The 23,093-nt window shown below is 32.3% G+C and carries 15 protein-coding genes and 3 tRNA genes; 9 read left to right on the forward strand and 9 right to left on the reverse strand.

All coding sequences use genetic code 11. The features are described 5' to 3' along the window. Positions 1–43 precede the first annotated feature (43 nt). Positions 44–2,413, forward strand: a complete 2,370-nt coding sequence (locus LPB87_RS13200) for a GAF domain-containing protein (RefSeq protein WP_129539441.1) — start codon at positions 44–46, stop codon at positions 2,411–2,413. A 2-nt stretch (positions 2,414–2,415) separates the two neighbouring features. Here the strand turns inward: LPB87_RS13200 and LPB87_RS13205 are convergent, their stop codons facing one another. After that, on the reverse strand, positions 2,416–3,597 hold the full coding sequence (locus LPB87_RS13205; protein ID WP_230728185.1) for a Pycsar system effector family protein: 1,182 nt from the start codon (positions 3,595–3,597) through the stop codon (positions 2,416–2,418). A gap of 25 nt (positions 3,598–3,622) precedes the next feature. Here LPB87_RS13205 and LPB87_RS13210 point away from each other — a divergent pair, with 25 nt between their 5' ends. Further along, a complete protein-coding gene (locus LPB87_RS13210) occupies positions 3,623–7,357 on the forward strand; it encodes a metallophosphoesterase (protein WP_230728186.1) in 3,735 nt (1,244 codons plus the stop codon). Here the strand turns inward: LPB87_RS13210 and LPB87_RS13215 are convergent, their stop codons facing one another. Continuing rightward, complete coding sequence (locus tag LPB87_RS13215; protein ID WP_230728187.1) at positions 7,358–8,218, reverse strand: SdiA-regulated domain-containing protein; 861 nt, start codon at positions 8,216–8,218, stop codon at positions 7,358–7,360. A gap of 17 nt (positions 8,219–8,235) precedes the next feature. After that, the gene (locus LPB87_RS13220) at positions 8,236–9,288 is read right to left on the reverse strand and encodes a hypothetical protein (RefSeq protein WP_230728188.1); all 1,053 of its coding nucleotides are present in this window, start codon (positions 9,286–9,288) and stop codon (positions 8,236–8,238) included. A gap of 98 nt (positions 9,289–9,386) precedes the next feature. Here LPB87_RS13220 and LPB87_RS13225 point away from each other — a divergent pair, with 98 nt between their 5' ends. From LPB87_RS13225 to LPB87_RS13235, 3 genes are read left to right on the forward strand one after another with little or no spacing between them, the layout of a single operon-like run. Then, entirely contained in the window at positions 9,387–10,298 is a 912-nt protein-coding gene (locus tag LPB87_RS13225; RefSeq protein ID WP_230728189.1) for an ATP-binding cassette domain-containing protein, read from the forward strand. 3 nt (positions 10,299–10,301) lie between these two features. Continuing rightward, positions 10,302–11,138, forward strand: a complete 837-nt coding sequence (locus LPB87_RS13230; RefSeq protein WP_129539446.1) for an ABC transporter permease — start codon at positions 10,302–10,304, stop codon at positions 11,136–11,138. Positions 11,139–11,168: 30 nt separating this feature from the next. Next, the gene (locus LPB87_RS13235) at positions 11,169–13,508 is read left to right on the forward strand and encodes a choice-of-anchor L domain-containing protein (protein WP_129539447.1); all 2,340 of its coding nucleotides are present in this window, start codon (positions 11,169–11,171) and stop codon (positions 13,506–13,508) included. 133 nt (positions 13,509–13,641) lie between these two features. On the opposite strand, the gene typA is transcribed toward LPB87_RS13235, so the two are convergent. Further along, positions 13,642–15,438 carry a translational GTPase TypA gene (gene typA / locus LPB87_RS13240; protein ID WP_129539448.1) on the reverse strand — a complete coding sequence of 599 codons (1,797 nt, stop codon included), beginning with the start codon at positions 15,436–15,438 and terminating at the stop codon, positions 13,642–13,644. A gap of 172 nt (positions 15,439–15,610) precedes the next feature. Between typA and LPB87_RS13245 the strand changes: the two genes are divergently transcribed. Both LPB87_RS13245 and LPB87_RS13250 read left to right on the forward strand, forming a co-directional pair. Further along, positions 15,611–17,326, forward strand: coding sequence for a PAS domain-containing protein (locus LPB87_RS13245; RefSeq protein WP_129539449.1), 1,716 nt, complete (start codon positions 15,611–15,613; stop codon positions 17,324–17,326). A gap of 1 nt (position 17,327) precedes the next feature. After that, on the forward strand, positions 17,328–17,744 hold the full coding sequence (locus tag LPB87_RS13250) for a response regulator (RefSeq protein WP_230728190.1): 417 nt from the start codon (positions 17,328–17,330) through the stop codon (positions 17,742–17,744). 109 nt (positions 17,745–17,853) lie between these two features. Here LPB87_RS13250 and rpsT read toward each other — a convergent pair whose 3' ends face one another. The 5 genes from rpsT to proS all read right to left on the reverse strand — a co-directional run bounded on the left by rpsT (position 17,854) and on the right by proS (position 20,119). Then, entirely contained in the window at positions 17,854–18,105 is a 252-nt protein-coding gene (gene rpsT, locus LPB87_RS13255) for a 30S ribosomal protein S20 (protein ID WP_035622425.1), read from the reverse strand. 153 nt (positions 18,106–18,258) lie between these two features. After that, positions 18,259–18,330: transfer RNA gene (locus tag LPB87_RS13260), tRNA-Glu, on the reverse strand. Between the two features lie 42 nt (positions 18,331–18,372). After that, positions 18,373–18,444: transfer RNA gene (locus tag LPB87_RS13265), tRNA-Glu, on the reverse strand. Positions 18,445–18,492: 48 nt separating this feature from the next. Beyond that, positions 18,493–18,564: transfer RNA gene (locus tag LPB87_RS13270), tRNA-Glu, on the reverse strand. 76 nt (positions 18,565–18,640) lie between these two features. Beyond that, positions 18,641–20,119: a proline--tRNA ligase gene (gene proS, locus LPB87_RS13275; RefSeq protein ID WP_129539450.1), complete on the reverse strand. Its 1,479-nt coding sequence runs from the start codon at positions 20,117–20,119 to the stop codon at positions 18,641–18,643. A gap of 101 nt (positions 20,120–20,220) precedes the next feature. Here proS and LPB87_RS13280 point away from each other — a divergent pair, with 101 nt between their 5' ends. After that, positions 20,221–21,279, forward strand: coding sequence for a hypothetical protein (locus tag LPB87_RS13280; RefSeq protein WP_129539451.1), 1,059 nt, complete (start codon positions 20,221–20,223; stop codon positions 21,277–21,279). A gap of 39 nt (positions 21,280–21,318) precedes the next feature. After that, positions 21,319–22,899, forward strand: coding sequence for an outer membrane protein transport protein (locus LPB87_RS13285; RefSeq protein ID WP_129539452.1), 1,581 nt, complete (start codon positions 21,319–21,321; stop codon positions 22,897–22,899). The last annotated feature ends 194 nt before the right edge of the window (positions 22,900–23,093 follow it).

Here is a 23,093-nt window from a genome sequence, read left to right on the forward strand (position 1 = left end):
TTGCGTATATTAGTAATTTTGTATACTAATAAATAATAGTGCCATGAAATATCATTTATTCGACGAAAGTCCTTTTAAAACTCTAATATCATTTCATAAACTTATTGAAGCTTTAGAGAAAATTGCACAATCAGATATTGATTATCGCTCTAATTATGCCAAAGCACTTCTGAAGGAAGTAGAGAGCATTCCTGAATTACAAACAGGGATTGAAGATTTTTCTGTGATAAAAAAACATGAAACTATTATCAATCATTTATTAGCCGATTTATTCCCTACAGCATTAACAAATAACGAAATTAAAGCTGTTACTATACCGTTTCAAAACTTCACATTTAATTACACCGAGAGATTTAAAAAAATACTCAAAGATGCAGGTACAAACTTTGATGTATCCATTCGTGATTTCGACGAACAACAATTCTATATTGCTAATTGTTGTTTAATTCTTGGTACTTACTACAAACAAAACATAGATTTCAATAAACCTTTTTTTTATGATATTCCAGATTCTAATGGAATCATAAATCACTACCGTATTTTATACAATGCTGATTTCATGGAAATAATTCCTTCTGAAAATGCACCAAAGTTGACACAAGAAGATATCGATTTATTGATTGACAATTATGATGATATTGCTTTATGGAAAGAAAAATTCCCTATTGAAAGTTGGATTCTAAAAGGATTTGGTATTATTATTTTATTTGATGCCACTACAGAAAATGCTATTTCTAATCTAAAAACTAATTTATTAAAATCAGATACAAAAAAAGCAACTGAGAGTAAAAATATTGAAAGCATATTTAGATCTATTTTTAAAATTCCAAATCTTAAAGTTGGTTTTTTAATTTACAACCCAGAGCAGGAAAAATTTATAAAACCTCCACAGCTAGAAAAAGATAGTGAATTATCCAGCTTCTTACTCCCATTTAACCATGAAATGGATTGTAAAAATGCCGTATTCGGTTGCTCCTTTGAAAACTTACTAGAACACAAAGAACCACTGATAATTTCGAATGTTGAAAAATTCATAGAACAAAATGAGAATATAAAACTTGGAGAACTTTTACGTGGTCAAAATATAAACAGTTGTGTTTTTGCTCCAGTTATAAAAGACAATAAATTATTAGGCGTTGTCGAATTGGTTTCTGCAACTCCAAGGGCACTTAACACAATAAATGCAAAAAAATTAGATCTAGTTCTACCGTATCTAGTAGACACAATCGAGAGATACAATAATGACATGCAACATCAGATAGAAGCAGTAATTCAGAGAGAATATACCACAATCCATCCGAGTGTTTATTGGAAATTTAGAGAAGAATCCGAAAAATATTTTCAGAATAGCAATCACACGAAAGATTATATTTTTAAAGAAATTGTCTTTAAAGAAGTATTTCCATTATACGGACAAATTGATATTAAAGGCTCATCGGAGCATCGAAATGAAACTGTAAAAACCGATCTAAAAAATCAGCTAAAGATGTTATTGCAAATTTTTGCAAGTCAAAAAGAAAATACAAATTTAATTCTTTTAGAGCAACGTAAATTTGAATTACAATCACTTCTTGAAGAACTTGATTCGCCTTTAAAAGCAGATTCAGAACAACATATACAACGTTACATTGAAGAGGAAATTCATCCTATTTTAAAAAATACTAAAAGTAATTCTGAAGCAGAAAAACTAGAACAAAAATACTTTAAAGGTTTAGACGAAAAAACAGGTTTATTTTATCAGGAAAGAAAAAAATTTGACAATGCAATGTCTATTATCAATAAAAAACTAGCTGTTATACTTGACAAAAATCAAATCGAAGCGCAACAAATATATCCTCATTATTACGAACGTTTTAAAACAGATGGTGTAGAACATAATTTATACATAGGAGCCTCTATTGCGCCTACAAAACCATTTGATGTAATGTATCTCCACAATTTAAGATTATGGCAATTACAAACATTATGCGAAATGGAATTAGCACACCATCAGCTTAAAGCTTCATTACCGTATGAGCTTGATGTAACATCTTTAATTTTAGTATTTAGCTCCCCTATTTCTATCCGTTTTAGAATGGATGAAAAACGTTTTGATGTAGACGGAACCTACAATGCACGATATGAAGTTGTAAAAAAACGTATCGATAAGGCTCATATCAAAAATTCTATAGAGCGCATCACAGAAAAAGAAAAAATCACAATCGTATATTCACATGCTAGTGAAGAAGCCGAATATTTAAAATATATAAAATATTTACAATTTAAGAAAATACTAGATCCTCAAATAGAACAATTTGAAGTAGAAGATTTACAAGGTGTATCCGGATTAAAAGCCATTCGAGTAAAAGTCGTAAACAACACGCTAACAGCTAAAAAAATAACATATCAGGATTTATTAGATGAATTAAACTAGTTTTAAAGACTTCTAAATGCTATTATAAACGCCAGTACTGTTATGATGATACCAATCATAAAAAGGTTGTAAGCAACCCTTAACAAGCGATATTTTCTTTCGAGTACAATCCCTAGAAAATATAAATCTTTAATCATAGTACCGTATAAGTAATCTTTGTCTTTCATCATCTCGTTCATTGCCCACTCATACTCGTGTAAAGGCATTTTATAAAAATTCCCAAAGAACAATAAATTTATTTTTTTTGCTTCAATATCTTCGCGTGTAAACACTCCGGTGGTAACTTTTGGTCTAGTCGAAAGTATAGCAAAAACAATAGTAATAACACTAGAAATTAACATTATAAAAGTAGGAATAATTAAATGCGCATTCTTAGGGCTATCTAGTTTGGGGATAATTGTGGAAAGTGCTATAGAAATAATTATCGCATTTACAGACAACAAGATATTAGCTTTACTATCAGCAATTCCACTTAATCGCGTATGATTTCCTAATGTTACTCTAAAAAGAGTATCAATCCCTCGATCTGGTTTTTCTATCTTATCTTTCTTTTTCTTGGTAAATTCACCAAATTCGTTGGTGTTTTTTGATTCTTGCTTCTCCATTTTTTTATGAATCCGTTTTAAGTTTTTTTCTTTTAAAGGCTGCCATTTTTCTTTAGCATAATCGGTATAAAATCGATGTATGTTTTCTAAAAAATTTAAATTTACTGTCGCCCACTCTTCATTCGAAAATATTTTATGCTCCGTATTCTCCCATTCCGTTCTTAAAAGTTCACAACTGGTAGCATATTCTCTAGTTGTAAGATGAATATAATCAGCATCTTTTATTATTTTTTCTAAATGCGTCAGAGGCTCATGAAATTTTGCTGTAGCGGCAATTAATTTAGAAATGTTTTCTATATAATCAGGAGACTTATTCTTATCACTTAAAAATTCGGTAACAATTCGCACACTTTCTATCTCATGATTTTCATAACCTTTTATATACCCTGTATCATGAAACCATGCAGCAATCAAAAGTTTTTCTTCGTCGTCACTCTCAATATTTTCATTAGCACACAACTCTTTAACGGCATTTACAACACTCGTGGTGTGGCAAAAATTATGGTACGAATATAGAATAGAAAGTTTATCTTTGAGTAAGTTATAAACAAAATCTTCGGACTGCTCTAATAGGTTCATAAACATATTTTTATACGACTAAATTATGAAATTGTTTTCGGATAATCATTTTACAAATAAGATTAACACATATTTAATTGGAATTTTAAGCTTCTTTTTGACTCAATCTTGTGCAACACATCATGCTCAGTTTGGGAAAGACGTAGAAAATCCTATTTCACAAAACGCATTAGATACTACAAAAATTGCCCATACTTTATATTTAGTTGGAGACGCAGGAAATGCTGACGAAGAACAAGCACAACAAACTCTTGAACTTTTGCACAAAAGGTTACAAAGTTCAGATAAAAACTCGACACTTTTATTTTTAGGAGATAACATTTACCCTTACGGATTTCCTAATCCAAAAGACATAGATGCTACTGCTCTTGCAGAAAAAAAACTAACAAATCAGTTAGAATTAACTAAAGGTTTCAACGGTAAAACAATTTTTATCCCAGGTAATCATGACTGGTATAGCGGAATTGAAGGAATCGAACGTCAATCAAAATTTGTAACGACATACTTAAATAATAAAAAAGCATTCTTACCACAAAAAAGCTGTGCCATCGAACAGTTAAAAATAAACAAACAAACTACTTTAATAGTTATAGACAGTCAGTGGTTTCTAGAAGACTGGGACGACAATCCTACAATGAATGATAATTGCGATATTAAAACCCGTGAAGCATTCTTTGAAGAATTGGAAAGTATTTTAAATAAGAATAGAGAAAAAACTGTTCTTATAGCTGTCCACCATCCTTTAATGAGTAATGGTACACATGGAGGTCAATTTTCCTTAGAAAAGCAATTATTCCCTTTAGAGCAAAAAATTCCACTACCTGTTATTGGTTCAGTAATAAATTTACTTCGTAAAACATCTGGAGTAAGCCCACAAGACATACAAAACAAAGTCTACACACAGTTTGTAAAAAGAGTAAAAACCCTTTTACAAAGCCAAGATAATGTTATTGTTGTTTCTGGTCATGATCATAATTTACAATATATCAACAAGGATAATATAAAACAAATTATAAGTGGTGCTGGTTCAAAATCTGAAGCAGCAAAGGCTGTATATCCAAATGATTTTTCATATGGTGGCAATGGATATGCTTCATTAACTCTTTATAAAAACGGAGATGCCAGACTTGCTTTTTACAGTAATGAAAACAAAAAAGAAAAACTGTTATTTGATCAAAATATTATCACAGTAAAAGACACTGTATATCATGAAAACTTACCGGCCAAGTTTAATGCAATAACAAAGGCATCTATCTACTCAAGTGAAATGACTAAGAAAAGCATTTTTCATAATTTTTTATTCGGAAAACATTACAGAAAATATTACAGCATGCCTATTGAAGCTAAAACAGTTTCTTTAGACACTCTTTTTGGTGGTATTACACCAAAAAGAGAAGGCGGAGGACATCAATCAAAATCATTACGAATTGTAGACAAAGACGGTAAAGAATATGTGATGCGTGCTTTGAAAAAAAGTGCTTCACGATTTCTTCAATCTGTAGCTTTTAAGGATCAATTTGTACAAGATCAATTTGATAATACCTATGCCGAGAACTTTTTACTAGACTTCTATACAACTTCTCACCCTTACACCCCATTTGCTGTCGGTAATCTAGCAGACAAAATCGGACTATCTCACACTAACCCGGTTTTATATTATATCCCTAAACAAGAAATCCTTAAAGGATATAATTATAATTTCGGAGATGAATTATATATGGTGGAAGAACGTCCATCTAGCAGTCAAATAAGTTTAAAAACTTTTGGAAAACCGCTGAATATAATCAGTACTGATGATGTGATGAAAAATCTCCATAAAGATGAAAAATATACCATTGACGAAAAAGAATACATAAAAGCCCGATTATTTGACATGCTTATTGGTGATTGGGACAGACACAGCGACCAATGGCGTTGGGGTGAATACAACGAAGGAAATAAAATTATTTACAAACCAATTCCTAGAGATAGAGATCAAGCTTTTACAAAATATGATGGCGCATTACTTTCTCTTTTAATGCAAATGCCAGCTCTTCGTCATATGCAATCCTTTAAAGATGATATTAGAAACGTAAAATGGTTTAATCGTGAACCTTATCCTCAAGATATTGCTTTCTTAAAAACTGCTCATGAAAATGATTGGATAGAACAAGCCAAATTTATACAAGAAAATCTAACCGATGCTGATATAGATGCTTCTTTTAATAATTTACCAAAAGAGGTGCAAGATGAAACTATCAAGGATATTAAACGTAAACTAAAACTAAGAAAAAAGGAGCTCCAAAAATATGCTACCGAATATTATAGAGTACTACAAAAAACAGTTTTAATAGTTGGAACTGATAAAAAAGATAAATTTATAATTACACATAAAGCAAAAAACAAACTTGATGTAGAAGTATATCGCATTAAGAAAAATGGTGAAGAATTAATTTACACGAAAAATTTAACAGCTGGCAAAACCAAAAACCTTTGGGTTTATGGATTAGATGACGATGATGTTTTTGAAGTAAAAGGAGACTTTAATTCTCGAATAAGTATTCGTTTGATAGGTGGTCAAAACAATGACACCTACATGGTTTCCAACGGAAAAAGAGTAAAAATTTATGATTTCAAATCAAAAAATAACACTTACGATATAGATTCTAAAACCAAAACAGCACTTACTGATGATTACCAAACGAATCTATACGACTATGAAAAACCAAAATATAACGCTTTCTCAGGCCTACCAAATGGTGGTTATAATCCTGACGATGGTGCAAAATTAGGTATCGTTGCTAATTATACAGTAAACAAATTCAATCAAAATCCATATACACAAAAACACATTTTAAAAGCCAATTACTTTTTTGCAACCGATGGATATGAACTTATTTACGACGGACATTTCCCTAAAGTGTTAGGTAAATGGGATTTTGATGTGCAATCAATTTTAACCAGCCCAAATTTTACGATAAATTATTTTGGTTATGGTAATGAGACTGTAAACAATGATGAAGATTTAGGCATGAATTATAACCGTGTGCGTATGCGTGCTATAAGAGTAACTCCATCTATTAAGAAAGTAGGCAAATATGGAAGTGAGCTTAATTTTGCCACATCTTTTGAGAAAATTAGAATCGAAGAAACCTCAGGCAGATTCATAAATACGCCAGGAGTAGCTAATCCTGATGTATTCAAAAGTCAGCAATACGCTGGAGCAACAGTAAAATACAGTTATGAGAACTACGATTTGCCATCATTCCCATCTATGGGATTTGGGTTTTCGATAGCTGGAAACTGGAAAATCAATCTGGATGACAACAAGCAAAATTTCCCATCATTAGAAAGCAAAATTAATTTCAATCACAAAATTGATTCAAATGGTAAGTTTGTTTTTGCAACTATAATCAAATCAAAAATACTCTTTAATAATAATTTCGATTTTTTCCAAGGAGCAACTTTGGGTGGTGATTATGATTTAAGGGGGTATAGAAATCAACGTTTCTTAGGAAACCAATCTTTTTATCAAAGTAGCGATGTTCGATGGAGTTTAGGAAAAATAAGAAAAAGTATCTTACCAATGTCTTACGGGATTCTTGGAGGATTTGATTATGGTCGCGTTTGGGCAACAGGAGAAAACTCAAACAAATGGCACCAATCCGTAGGCGGAGGTTTATGGCTCAACGGATTGGATGTAATCACTGCTAGACTAACTTATTTTAAAAGCGTTGACGAAGAAGCGAGAATTGCGTTTGGTATTGGATTTGGTTTTTAATTATTTTTTAAAAGTAAATTCATATACCTTACCTCCAACTTTTTTTGTCTTTTCATCGGCTATTAACAATGTCTTATTATCTTTAAAAGCAACAGCTTCTTTTTGAGAAAAATGGTCTAAATCAATCTCCGTTTGTGTTCCTTTATGGAAATTATCTCCTTTAAATCCTTGAAAAAGGACTAATTTATCGTGACATAAAACAACCACTTTTTTCATATCTGGGCTAATTGTGGCACTAGTAATTGCACAATGATTGTAATTACTACATGTTTTAAAAGTTCCTATTAAAGTAGCTTTTTGTGCTCCTGCAGCATTTGGTATTTTATAAATAGATGCCGTACCATCAAAATTCTTGCTTCTGTTTTTTGTAAATAAATAGAAATTATTTTTAAACTCAAAGAATCCCTCAACATCATAAAACATTTGTGTTTTCTTAGGAGGGAAATCTTTTTGTTCAGGATATGCAAATGAAATTTTATAGCTTGAAACTGCATTTTCTTTCCCTAAAGCCGATTTATCGATTCTATAAATACATAAATCTTTACGGATATTATCATTGTTTCCGAAATCGCCAATGTATAAATTACCTGCTTTATCCTTAGTAATATCTTCCCAATCGATATTCGTAGCATTTGCAATTGTAATTGTTTTAGCAATTTCGCCTTGAGCATTTAACCCATAGATTTTATTAGCATTACCACTATCTTCTAATGCCCAAAGCATACCCGTTTCGGGGAAATAAGTAATTCCAGAAACTTCTTTAAGTTTTTTAGGTAATGGGTATAACGTTTTCAATACACTGGAATCTTGCTGACAAGCCAACAAAATAAATGCAACAATAAGAGCGATATAATTTTTCATATTATAAATTTAAGATTCTATATTAGATTTGTGTTTTTGAAATTTCTAGTAATAAAACCAAATGCCGCTGACATAACATGCCCCATTGATTTTGCGTTTTTAAAATTCAAATCATTAGTATAACGATATAATTCCATTTTTAGTTGATTTAAATTTGCTTCTGGCGAAATAGAGTCCTCACTCATAATATGCAATAACTTTTTAATTCTGTTATCAGCAGAATGAATACGTTTTGCTAAAATTGCACGTTCCTCATCTTTGTACTGCACAATGGATCGATCTTCTAGTTTATCCTTAACCAATTCAATCATTGGGTAATTTTCTTTAAAAAACTGAGGTCGATACACTTTAAAATTCCCCTCATAACATTGCTGATCAAAATCGATTGGGCGAATTTTATATACTACCTGATCAAAATCGTGAATCGGAACAATTACATAATTATACGCTCGCATATCACCCAAAAGCCTAATCATACAACGTTCATTAAACTTTACAAATTCTTTAGCAATTTGAGATTTCTCCGTTTCAGTACAATTTTTAAGTAACGTACTCATAAAAATATCCCCTGGAATACCAATTATGTGTTCTTCGATCAAAGTGTCCTTATATACCAAAAAGTTAATTTTATCAGGAGATAGTATTTCCTCTAATTCCAAACCATAAATTCGAGAAGCATCAGCCTTTTTAATATAAAAATGAACATAATTGTCATTTAAAATATTTCGAACTTTTATTCTAAAAGGCTTAGAATTTCCAAACGTACAATAATCAATTGCATCAACATTCAAGAATTGAATAATATCAGTGTTACCATCCGAATGCAAAAGTGAATAGATTTTTTTCAGATTCAAATCAATTTCATTTCTTTCAAATTCACTATAATAAACTCGAATCCATAAGGTATCTTTATCATTTTTATCATATACATTTATAGCACCTGAAAAACGCAATAAATCATCATAAAAAACCGAAACTTTTGAGATTCGTTCATAACGCTCCAAGTAATCTAACAATGGATTTGTTAATGGATACGATGGCTTTTTAAAAAACATCAAAGGTTCACTCATTTTAAATATATTTGATACAAATTTATATTAAATATAAACCATTCAGTAACAAAAACCAAACTGAAACGTCTTACTAAAAACTAAAACTACTAATAAATTTGGAAACAATACTCACAATACAGAACCTACACAAAAGATATGGGCGGGTTCAGGCTCTGAAAGATATTTCATTCGAAATAGAAAAAGGTCGCGTTTATGGAATTCTAGGCCCAAACGGAAGCGGAAAATCTACAACATTAGGAATCGTTTTAAATGTAGTAAACAAAACTTCTGGACAATACAGCTGGTTTGGTGGTAAAATACAAACACATGATGCATTAAAAAAAGTAGGTGCAATTATCGAAAGACCAAACTTTTATCCCTACATGACTGCTGAAGAAAACCTAAAATTGGTTTGTAAAATCAAAAACATCGATTATTCTAAAATAAATGAGAAGTTAGCATTAGTAGGTTTGAATGAGAGAAAAAACAGCAAGTTTAGTACTTTTTCATTAGGAATGAAACAGCGTTTAGCTATTGCATCAGCTTTATTAAACGACCCCGAAATATTAATTCTTGATGAACCAACAAATGGTTTAGATCCACAAGGAATTCATCAGATTCGTGATATCATAAAAAAAATTGCCTCTCAGGGAACAACGATATTACTTGCCTCACATTTATTAGATGAAGTTGAAAAAGTATGTACTGATGTCGTGGTTTTAAGAAAAGGCGAAATTTTATATTCTGGTCCAGTTGGCGGCATGTCTGCAAATGAAGGCTTCTTTGAAATACAAGCTGATGATACTGAAAAATTAATTGCAGTGACAGAGACTCATCCTGCTGTTGACCGTATAATAAAAGAAAAAGAAATGATTCTGGTTTATTTAAAAAACGATTTAAATGCCGCAGATTTAAACCGCTTTTTATTTTCACAAAACATCACCTTAAACCATTTAGTAAAACGTAAAAACAGTTTAGAAGAACAATTTCTTGAACTAACCAATAACGCTTCTATAAAAAATAAATAAGCCATGAACAGACTTCTCTCTATAGAACTACAAAAAATTTGGAAAAATAAAGCCAGCCGTATATTAACATTAGCCTATTTTATTCTTCTTACTTTTATTGCATTAATTGCATCTATAAAATTCGACTTAGGTGCCTTTAAATTTCATTTGGCTGAAATGGGAATTTTTAATTTTCCTTTCATTTGGCATTTCAACACTTATATCGCTGCTTGGTTAAAATTTTTCTTAGCAATTGTAATTGTCTCTATGATGGCTAATGAATATAGTTATGGGACTTTAAAGCAAAACCTTATTGATGGTTTAAGTAAAAAAGAGTTTGTTTTATCAAAGTTCTACACCGTAATCTTATTTTCTTTTTGCTCTACTGTTTTCGTATTCATAATGAGCTTACTATTAGGATTATGTTTTTCTTCTTATACCGAAATTGGAATTATTTTTTCTGGCATGGAATATCTTTTTGCTTTTTTCATAAAACTAACAGGATTCTTTTCATTCTGTTTATTTTTAGGAATATTAGTAAAACGTTCTGCATTCGCATTGGGATTCCTACTTGTATGGAGTATTCTTGAAGGCATTATAAAAACTGTTCTAACTTTTATAATTTTCCCTGAAAGCAAAATTGCAGATTATTTCATTCGATTACTTCCTCTTGAAGCCATGTCTAACTTAATTGTCGAACCATTTACTAGATTATCGGTAATAAAGAATATTGGGATACAAATGGGAGTTGAAAACACAAAAAACTATAATGTTGATTACATTTCAGTTGTGATTGTTTTGATTTGGACATTCCTTTTCATTTTCTTCTCTTATAAATTACTAAAAAGCCGAGATCTATAGTATATTTGTTTTTACTTTTTTTTGTTACTAATGAAGGCAGTAAAAATAATTATATCAATAATTTTCATCTTTTGGCTTGGGATAAAAGCCAATGCACAATCTATTATCATTGATGAGACAAAAAGCACTCAAGAATTAATAGAAAAAGTACTAGTCAATAGTTCCTGTGCCACAGTAACAAACCCAGAAGCAACTGGAGACGAATATACTCCTGGGAGTAAAAGTTTTGCTTATTTTAATGCTGGAACGAGTAATTTCCCATTTAAAGAAGGGGTAGTACTTACTACTGGGAGCAGTCGTAATTCGATTGGCCCAGTAATAAAAGATGATGGTGGTGGTGGAAGCGACTTCTGGTTAGGCGATTCTGATTTAGATCAAATATTAGGTATAAATTCTATAAACGCTACCGTTTTAGAATTTGATTTTTCACCATTAACAAATTTCATAAGTTTCAATTATATTTTTGCTTCTAATGAATACCAAAATGTATATCCATGTTATTATTCTGATGGTTTTGCTTTCCTCATAAAAGAAAAAAACAGTACTGAACCCTATAAAAATTTAGCAGTATTACCAAACACGAACACGCCTGTTTCATCTAGGACCGTTCGTCCAAAAATCGAATCCGTTCTTGACAATAAAGGCAATTTAATTCCTGGATGTGAAGCCGTAAATGAAATTTACTTTAACGGATTAAACACTGTAGGAACGGGCGCAACAAATTACACTGGACAAACTATTGTAATGAAATCTGAAACTAATGTAATTGCTGGCAAAACATACCATATAAAATTAGTAATAGCCGACGATAGAAATGCATATTATGATTCGGCTATTTTTCTTGAAGCAGGGAGCTTTACTTCTGAAATAGATTTAGGAGAAGACCGAGAATCAAGCAGCAATAATCCATTATGTTATGGAGATGAATTAGTCCTAGACACAAAACTAAATTCTCCTGCAGGCTCTAATTACATTTATGAATGGTATAAAGATGGCATAAAAGACAATACAGAAAAAGGCCCCACATTTACAGTTAAGGAAGCTGGCACATACAAAGTAAATGTTCTAATGGCTCCTTCGTCCTGTTCTGCTACAGATGAAATAAAAATTGAATACGCCTCAGAAATTACAACAACAAATACGACCTTAATTCAATGCGACATAGACTCAGATAACAGTACTACATTTGATCTGACCAAAGTTGATGCAATAATAAAGAACAATGACCCAAATTTAAGCATTGTATATTACAAATCATTAGCAGATGCTCAAGCAAAATTGAATCCAATTACTGATCCTAAAAACTACACTAATAGTTTACCTACAGAAATTATTAATGCAAGAGTTGAAAATAAATATGGCTGTGCAAAATATGCAACCCTCCAATTAAAAATATCAAACAACATCATACTCCCACAAAATCCTATTGCAGTTTGTGATGAAGACACGGATGGATTGTATGAATTTAATCTAAACACTCAAGTTACTCCACAGCTTATAAATGGGCTACCTCCAGGATTGTTAGCAAATTATTATCTAACTGAAAACAATGCCATCACAGAGACAAATCCTTTGCCTAATAACTTCAAAAATACAATTGCATTTAATCAAACCTTATATGCCCGTATTATTAATGGCCCAGACTGTTACGCTGTGACTCCAATTAAGCTAATAATCAATGTATTTAACCCTCCTAATTTTGATACTGAAACCTTCTTTTTATGTAAAGATGCAATAATTGATCTAACTGTTGCCACAGGGTTTGAAAGTTACAACTGGAACACAGGGTCAACCTCAAATACTATTTCTGTAAATAACGCTGGAAATTATTCTGTTACAGTATCCGATATAAATGGTTGCGAAAAAACGAAGAAATTCAATGTTGTTGCCTCTGATGTCGCTATAATTACAGGAACTAAAATTAAAGATTTTTCTGCAAATGAAAATTCAGTTTTAATAGAATATAATGGGATTGGTAATTATGAATTTTCGTTAGACGGAATAGATTATCAAGATAGCCCATTATTTAAAGGCATATTAGCTGGAATTTACAAAGCATATGCAAGAGATAAGAATAAATGTGGAACGACTATATCGTCAGTATTCTACGTTCTTGATTATCCAAGATTCTTTACCCCTAACGGAGATGGCTATAATGATACCTGGCGAATTAAAAATTTAGATCAGATGCCAGATTACACTATCTCAATTTTTGATCGTTATGGAAAATTAATAAAACAAATGAATTCTACAAACGCAGGATGGGATGGAAATTATACAGGTCGCGAACTCCCCTCTGATGATTATTGGTTTACTTTGATGTTTGAAAACGGAAAAGAAATCAAAGGACATTTTAGTTTAAAAAGATAACCATCTATAAAATCATTATTTTTTGAAGCTTGTCGTTATTCAAAATATCATAGAATAATATTTATCTAAAAATTACGAGCATAAAAAAAGCCATTCACATGTGAATGGCTTTTTTAGTATTATATATATCTGATTAGATTTTAAATCTTTTTCTATCAGTTTCAGTCAAATAGATTTTTCTCAAACGAATAGATTTTGGAGTTACCTCTACATATTCATCTTTTTGAATGTACTCTAAAGCTTCCTCTAATGAGAAAATAATCGGAGGGATGATTCTTGCTTTTTCATCATTTCCAGAAGAACGAACGTTAGATTGTTTTTTCTCCTTAGTTACGTTTACACACATATCATCAGCACGAGAGTTTTCTCCAATTACCTGACCTTCGTAAATTTCAGCATTTGGTTCAACGAAGAACTTACCACGATCTTGTAATTTATCGATAGAATAAGGAATAGCTTTTCCTTTTTCCATAGAAATCAATGAACCTTTGTTACGTCCAGAAATTTCACCTTTGTAAGGCTCGTATCCAATAAAACGGTGTGACATAATAGCTTCACCAGCTGTAGCAGTAAGCAATTGATTTCTTAAACCAATAATTCCACGTGAAGGAATATTAAATTTAATAATCATACGCTCACCCTTAGTCTCCATACTTAACATTTCACCTTTACGAACTGTTACGAACTCAACTGCTCTACCTGAAAGATTTTCTGGTAAATCGATTGTTAATTCCTCAATTGGCTCACATTTTTTACCATCAATTTCTTTGATGATAACTTGTGGTTGACCGATTTGTAATTCGTAACCTTCTCTTCTCATTGTTTCAATAAGAACAGATAAGTGAAGTACACCACGACCAAAAACCATGAATTTATCAGCAGAATCAGTTTCACCTAACTTCATAGCTAAGTTTTTCTCTAATTCTTTTGTCAATCTTTCTCTAATATGACGAGAAGTTACAAATTTACCCTCTTTACCAAAGAAAGGAGAATCATTAATTGTAAACAACATGCTCATTGTAGGCTCATCAATAGCAATTGTTTGTAAAGCTTCTGGATTTTCGTTATCAGCAATAGTATCACCAATTTCAAAACCTTCTACTCCAATAATCGCACAGATATCACCTGCAATTACTTGCTCAACTTTTTTACGACCAAGTCCTTCAAAAGTGTGTAATTCTTTGATTCTTGATTTTATAACTTTACCATCTCTTTTTACCAAAGAAATAGCCATACCTTCTTTTAAAATTCCTCTTTCAAGACGACCAATAGCGATACGACCTGTAAATGCAGAGAAATCTAAAGATGTAATTAACATTTGTGGAGTTCCTTCAGAAACTTTAGGAGCTGGAACATTAGCAATTACCATATCTAGTAAAGGCTCAATGTTTTCTGTTTGATTTTTGTAATCATCAGACATCCAGTTATTTTTAGCTGATCCATAAACAGTTGGGAAATCCAATTGTTCTTCTGAAGCACCTAATTCAAACATTAAGTCAAAAACTTTTTCATGTACTTCTTCTGGAGTACAGTTTTCTTTATCAACTTTATTGATAACCACACATGGCTTCAATCCTAAGTCAATTGCCTTTTGTAATACAAAACGAGTTTGTGGCATTGGTCCTTCAAAAGCATCTACTAGTAAACATACACCATCGGCCATGTTTAGTACACGTTCTACTTCACCACCAAAATCGGCGTGACCAGGAGTATCGATAATATTGATTTTAGTTCCTTTGTATTGAACCGAAACGTTCTTAGAAGTAATAGTAATACCTCTCTCACGCTCTAAATCATTATTATCAAGAATTAAATCACCTGTGTTTTCGTTGTCACGAAATAACTGACAGTGATACATAATTTTATCAACCAAAGTGGTTTTACCGTGATCGACGTGGGCAATAATTGCAATATTTCTAATAGATTCCATCTGAGATTTTTAATGGGTGCAAAGGTACACTTTTTTTTAATATAAAAACTATTTCGGGAATAGTTTACATATTCTTAACTGATTACGTACAAAAATTAGCTTTATTTCAAGGCTTTTAAATATCTTATAATCGATGTTTAATAATTTGGTAATTATTAATTATATTTGAGTAATGAAAAACAAAACCAATCAAATTACATTAATTTACTTTGTCATTTCTCTATTTCTGGCAATCATTTGCCACAAATACCTGCTTAACAATATCTCAAATACTCAATACTACTATTTCAGTTTCATAAAAGATCTTATTTTCATTATTTTAACAGGCCTACTCTACAGGTATATACTATCGAAAAACGACGCCAGAAACATTACAGTATTCGAAAAACTAAAAAAATCGAATGACGAAATTAAAGAATCAAACGAAAAATATAACATAGTTGCTAAAGCGACCAGTGACACAATTTGGGACTGGAAAATTCAAGAAGACAACATTACCTGGAACAAAGGAATTGAAAATGTTTTCGGATACAAACCAGAAGAAGTTGGCGATAGCTCGAGATGGTGGTTTGACAAAATCCACCCTGAGGACAGCATCAGAATGTCAGTAAAACTATATTCATTTATAGAACAAAAAACAGAAAAATGGCAAGATCAATATCGATTTAGATGCGCTGATGCTACTTATAAATATATCCTTCATCGCAGTTTCCTTTTAAAAGACGAAAATGGAAGAGCGATCAGAATGATTGGTGCCATACAAGATATCACAAAACAAAAAGAAGAAGAACAACGATTAAAACTACTTGAAACTGTAATTACTCAATCTCGAGATTCCATCCTGATTACCGAAGCCGACTCACATGATGGCAAAATACCTAAAATCGTATACGTAAATCCATCTTTTTCAAAAATGTCAGGATACCAATCTGAAGAGATAGTAGGAAAATCACCTAATATTTTTAAAGGTCCAAAATCTGATTCCAGCGAGCTCCGAAAACTAATAAAAGCAATAAAAAACAAAGAAGAGTGCTCAATAGAAACTATTAGCTACACCAAGAACAAAGAAGAGTACTGGGTTCGCTACTCAATGATCCCTATTTTCAATGCCGAAAACGAAGTTTCTCACTGGATATCAATACAAAGAGACACTACTGAAGAAAAAAAATTAGAAAAAGAAAAAGAGCACCTTATCAGAGAATTAACCCAAAACAACAAAGACTTAAAACAATTCTCCTATATAACTTCTCACAATCTCAGATCACCCTTATCAAACCTAACTGGACTATTAAACCTTATAGAAGACATTCCAATAGAAAATGAAGAACTAAAAGAAATATTAAACGGTTTCAACAAATCAACTCATTTACTAAACGAAACCATCAATGATTTAGTGAAAGTTATCATAATTAAAGACAACCCATCAATCCAAAAAGAAGAAGTTTTACTAAACGAAGTTTTTGAAAATGTATTCAATCAGCTAAGTTTTCAAATTGAATTACACAAACCAATAATAAAACTAAATTTTGAAAAAGTAACAGTATTAAATATCAACAAAGCCTATTTGGAAAGTATATTATTAAACCTATTAACCAATTCAATTAAATACAGATCAAAAGACCGTAAATTAAAAATCACCATTTCAGCCAATCAAACTGAAGACAACATAATAATACTAACCTTTAAAGACAACGGAATCGGAATCGACCTTGAAAGAAACAGAGATAAAGTTTTTGGGCTTTATCAAAGATTTCACAATTACCCCGATAGCAAAGGACTTGGATTATACCTGGTAAAATCTCAAGTAGAAACAATGGGAGGAACAATCAGTATAGACAGCGAGGTTAACAAAGGAACCTCATTTACTCTAATATTTAAAAACAAATAAAATGTTTGATCAAATTTTATGCATAGACGACGACCCCATAGCGCTAATGTTATGTAAAAAAGTAATCACAAAAGCTGAATTTTCTAAAGAAATAATAACCGCACAAAACGGAGAAGAAGCCTTATCATACTTCAACTCTCTTAAATACAATACTAAGCCTACCGATCTTAACACTAAAAAACCACGACTTATTTTCCTAGACTTAAACATGCCTGTAATGGGAGGCTGGGAATTTTTAGACCACTTCTCTACACCTAACTACTCCGACTTCAACACCACCAACATAATCATACTATCCTCTACAATTGATCCAGAAGACCTAGAAAAAGCAAAAAACTACCCAATGATACTTGACTTTCTCTCAAAACCAATCACACTGCAAATGCTTGAATACATAAAAAACAAAATGAGCATTTAACAGAAAACTCCTTAAATAATTAAAACAATTACTTAAGGAGTTTTTTTTAAAGCATAAAAAAAGCCCTCTAAAAGAGAACTTTTTTATATATTTTAAGCAAATTGTATGATTACAATTTAGCTACATGTTTCGTTAATTTAGATTTTAAATTAGACGCTTTGTTATCATGAATGATATTCTTTTTCGCTAATTTATCAATCATAGAAATTACAGTTGATAATTTTGAAGTAGCATCTTGTTTATCAGTAGCTATTCTTAACGCTTTAATAGCATTACGAGTAGTTTTGTGTTGATATCTGTTAAGAACTCTTCTTTTTTCGTTACTTCTGATTCTTTTTAATGCTGACTTATGATTTGCCATTTTTCTTTTAATTTTAGATGTAATAATTATAAATACTAGTTAAAAAAGAAAAGCCTCCCACAATTGTAAAACAATCACTTTAGCTTTAACTAATAAAACAAAAACCGAGACACCAGCTCTTATTTTACAAAACTTATTCACAACTAATTTTAGTAGTCCGTAAGGGAATCGAACCCCTGTTACCAGGACGAAATCCTGAAGTCCTAACCCCTAGACGAACGGACCAGTATTCTTCTAAGTTTTTCAATTTAATAAAAATTGAATTTGTAGCCCGTAGCGGAATCGAACCGCTCTTACATGGATGAAAACCATGCGTCCTAACCGATAGACGAACGGGCCATTTTATTATTCAATCTTCAAATAACTTTTAACACGCAAAAAAAGTAGTAGCCCGTAGCGGAATCGAACCGCTCTTACATGGATGAAAACCATGCGTCCTAACCGATAGACGAACGGGCCTGCTTCCCTAATGCGGATGCAAAGATACACCTATTTTTGAGTTCTACAATAGCTAATGCAAAAAAAATATTTTTTTTTAATATGCCTTAGCAAAAAGCACTCTTCTAGAAGAAGGACTACCAGTAAACACACAGCTTCCAGCCTCTTCTACACCATCCAAAGGAACACATCTAATAGTTGCCTTTGTCAAGTCTTTAATTTTCTCTTCTGTAGCTATAGTTCCGTCCCAATGTGCTGATACAAAACCACCTTTATTCTCCAAGACATCTTTAAATTCATCAAAATTACTTACTTCAGTAATATGTGAATTACGGTAATCTAATGCTTTATTAAATAAATCAACTTGAATCTGAGCTAATAAATCATTCACATAAGTAACAATTCCATCTTTCGAAACTATTTCTTTTGTCAAAGTATCTCTTCTTGCAACCTCAAAAGTTCCATTTTCTAAATCCTTAGGACCTACCGCAATTCTAATTGGCACTCCTTTTAATTCATATTCATTAAACTTAAACCCTGGCTTCTGTGTTGTTCTATCATCATATTTCACAGCAACGTTAAGCTTTCTCAATTGAGAAACCAACTCATTAACCACAACCGAAATTTCATCCAACTGCTCATCTGTTTTATGAATAGGAACAATCACCACTTGTATAGGAGCTAAATTTGGAGGCAGAACTAATCCTTTATCATCAGAATGTGTCATTACCAAAGCACCCATTAATCGAGTAGATACTCCCCAAGAAGTTCCCCAAACATATTCCTGCTTTCCTTCTGCATTAGCAAACTTCACATCAAATGCTTTAGCAAAGTTCTGACCTAAGAAATGTGACGTTCCTGCTTGTAACGCTTTCCCATCCTGCATTAGCGCTTCAATACAATAAGTTTCTTCTGCTCCTGCAAATCGCTCTGATTCTGTTTTAAGACCTTTCACAACCGGAATTGCCATAAAACCCTCAGCAAACTCTGCGTATACATTCATCATTTTCTCAGACTCCTCAATAGCTTCACTTCTTGTAGCATGAGCAGTATGCCCTTCTTGCCATAAAAATTCAGCCGTTCTCAAAAATAGTCGAGTTCTCATTTCCCAACGAACAACATTTGCCCATTGATTGATCAACAAAGGTAAATCACGGTATGATTGCACCCATCCTTTATAAGTAGACCATATAATAGCTTCACTCGTTGGACGAACAATTAATTCTTCCTCTAACTTAGCATTAGGATCAACCATTAATTTTCCGGGTTTATCCGGATCATTTTTTAATCTATAATGTGTAACAATAGCACACTCTTTTGCAAATCCTTCGGCATTTTTCTCTTCCGCTTCAAACATGCTCTTAGGAACAAATAAAGGGAAATAGGCATTTTGATGTCCTGTTTCTTTAAATTTTCGATCTAATTCAGCTTGCATTTTTTCCCAAATAGCATATCCGTACGGCTTAATAACCATACATCCTCTAACTCCTGAATTCTCGGCTAAATCCGCTTTTACAACCAGCTCGTTATACCATTTCGAATAATCTTCTGATCTTGTAGTAAGGTTCTTACTCATAATGAATAGTTTGGCACAAATTTTGTTTAACTTATTTTAACTAAATAGTTCCACAAAACTAACTATTTTTGTAATGTCCAACAATAAAAAAACCCACAGATATGAAAACTAATATTTTTCTCAAAAAAAACACAGCCCTTTTTTCAACTATAGGCGTACTGTGTTTACTAGTAACTTCGTGTGGTTCTTATCAAAATAGCTCTTATTACGACAATGACGGAATATACGGAGCATCTTCTAATAATTACACTGAAAGAGTTACTACAACAGGCACTAATAATCAATACAAAGAATATTTTAGTTCCCTACAAAACAATGATGAACCTACAGAAATCTTCACAAATGTTGACAATTATGGTTCATACAATGAAGCCGACGACAGCATAACAAGTTCAAGCATAAGTTATCCTGCTTGGGGAAGCAATGTTCAAGATGTTTCTGTAAACATATACCCTAACACTTGGGGATTATCATTTGGTCTAGGATTTGGATACCCATACTACGGAGGTTTCGGATACGGATATGGCGGATGGGGCTATCCTTATTATGGTGGAGGATTTGGATGGGGCTACCCTTCATACTATCCTTACTACGGATACAGACCTTATTACGGATACCGCAACAACTACAACTACTCATACAACGCTGGCCGAAGAGGTGCTATTTATAACAATAGCATAAATAGAAATAATTATTACTCAAACAGAAGTTACTCTAACAGAAACTCTGATTACTCTGTAAACAGAAGAGGCAGTAGCAACAGCAACTACACTGACAGAAGAGGCAATTCTCAAAACTCAAACTTCACTAACAGAAGAGGAAGTAGCAGTACTAATTATACAGATTACAGAAGAAACGACTCTTACAATACAACTAGTAGAAACAATGGTAATTCTAATTATACTAGAAGAGATCAATCTTCAAACAGCACTTACGCACCAACTCGTAGAAATCCAGCTTCAGGCTCACAAAACAACAGCTACGCACCAACCCGCAGAGACAACAGTAGTAGTGCACCTAGTAGAACATATAGCCCGAGCTCTAACAATACTCCATCGAGATCTTATACTCCAAGTTCATCAGGTCGTTCATACGATGGCGGTGGCGGAGGAAGAACTTCTGGCGGTGGCGGAAGATCTTCTGGCGGAGGAAGAAGATAATTTACTTCTCCTTTAAATGAACTAAAATTTACCTGAATTATGAAAAAGTATATATTCCTAGTCCTTACTGGACTATCTATAAGCGCAGTACATTCACAAGATATATCTGATGCAATGCGCTATTCACAAGACAACTTAAACGGAACTGCTCGTTTCCGCGCTATGGGAGGTGCATTTGGAGCACTTGGTGGTGACTTATCTTCTTTGAACATTAACCCTGCTGGTTCTGCAATATTTGCAAACAATCAATTTGGAGTAACATTAAGTAATTACAACACTAAAAATAACTCTAATTATTTTGGAACAAAAACTAAGGATAGCGAAAATTCATTCATACTGAATCAGGCTGGTGGAGTTATGGTATTTAAAGATCCTCGCCCAAGTAGCAATTGGAAAAAACTATCTATAGCTGTTAATTACGAAAACACCAACAACTACAATAATAACATTTTTTCTTCAGGTGTAAACCCAACAAACTCTATAGATAAATATTTTCTAAGCTATGCCAATGAAGGCAATAACGGTGCACCAGTACCACAAGAATATGTTATTACAAAAAATGGAGAATCTATAAGTCGCTTATACCGCTTCCTTGGCAGTAATTTCCCAAACCTTCAATACCCTGGATTAACAGGTTATTCTGCTCAACAAGCAATGTTAGGATACCAAGGCTTTATAGTCGAACCAACAAATGAAAATAATCCAAATAGTCCATACTACTCGCTTGTTCCTGCCGGAGGAAATTATTATCAGGAAAATGAAATTCATACCAACGGTTACAATGGTAAATTATCATTTAATGCAGCAACTTCATATAAAGACAAATTATTTATTGGAATAAACTTGAATTCTCATTTCGCTGACTACACAAGAAACACAAGCTTTTATGAGGACAACACCAATAATAACAGTACAGTTGACCAAATAAACAGATTGCGTTTTGACAACCAACTGTACACTTACGGGAATGGTTTTTCTTTTCAAGTAGGTGCTATTGCAAAAGTAACCAACCAAGTAAGACTAGGACTTGCATACGAATCAAATACTTGGTATAAATTATACGACGAAACCACACAAAAATTAGTCAGCGTAAGAAGCAACAACACTGGAGAATTAGGCCCTACTATAGTTGATCCACAAATCATTAATGTATATGAGGCATACAAACTGCAGACTCCTGGAAAATGGACTGCCAGTTTTGCATACGTTTTTGGAAAAACTGGATTATTAAGCGTAGATTATGCTATAAAAGATTACGGCAACACTAAATTCAAACCTACTAACGATATCCATTTTAGAGGCGTAAATAACACAATGAGCAATGAATTAACCAACAGTAGCGAAGTACGAGTTGGTGCTGAATACAAAATCAAACTACTTAGCTTAAGAGCTGGTTATAGATACGAACAAAGCCCATACAAAAACAGCACTACAATTGGTGATTTAAACAGCTATTCTGGAGGTTTAGGATATAATTTTGGCGCAACTAAAGTAGATTTAGCCTATTCTTACGCAAAAAGAAATTCTCAACAAGCATTCTTTAATCAAGGATTTACAGATACCGCTAATATCAATTCAAAATTCAACAATGTTTCATTAACAATGTTATTTGAATTATAACAAACCATTGACACACGTATAAAATCCGTCTGATCTTTATCAGACGGATTTTTTTTTTAGCTCTAATAAAAACAAAACCTTTTTTCTGTTCATCAAGGAAATAGAAAAGATAAAGCAAACACTTAATCCCAATAACTATCGGAAAGCACCTAAAACCAACAACACCAACTTCAGAAAAAACAAGGAATCATGGT

Origin of the sequence: Flavobacterium sp. EDS (assembly GCF_020991525.1) — a bacterium.
GTDB lineage: Bacteria > Bacteroidota > Bacteroidia > Flavobacteriales > Flavobacteriaceae > Flavobacterium.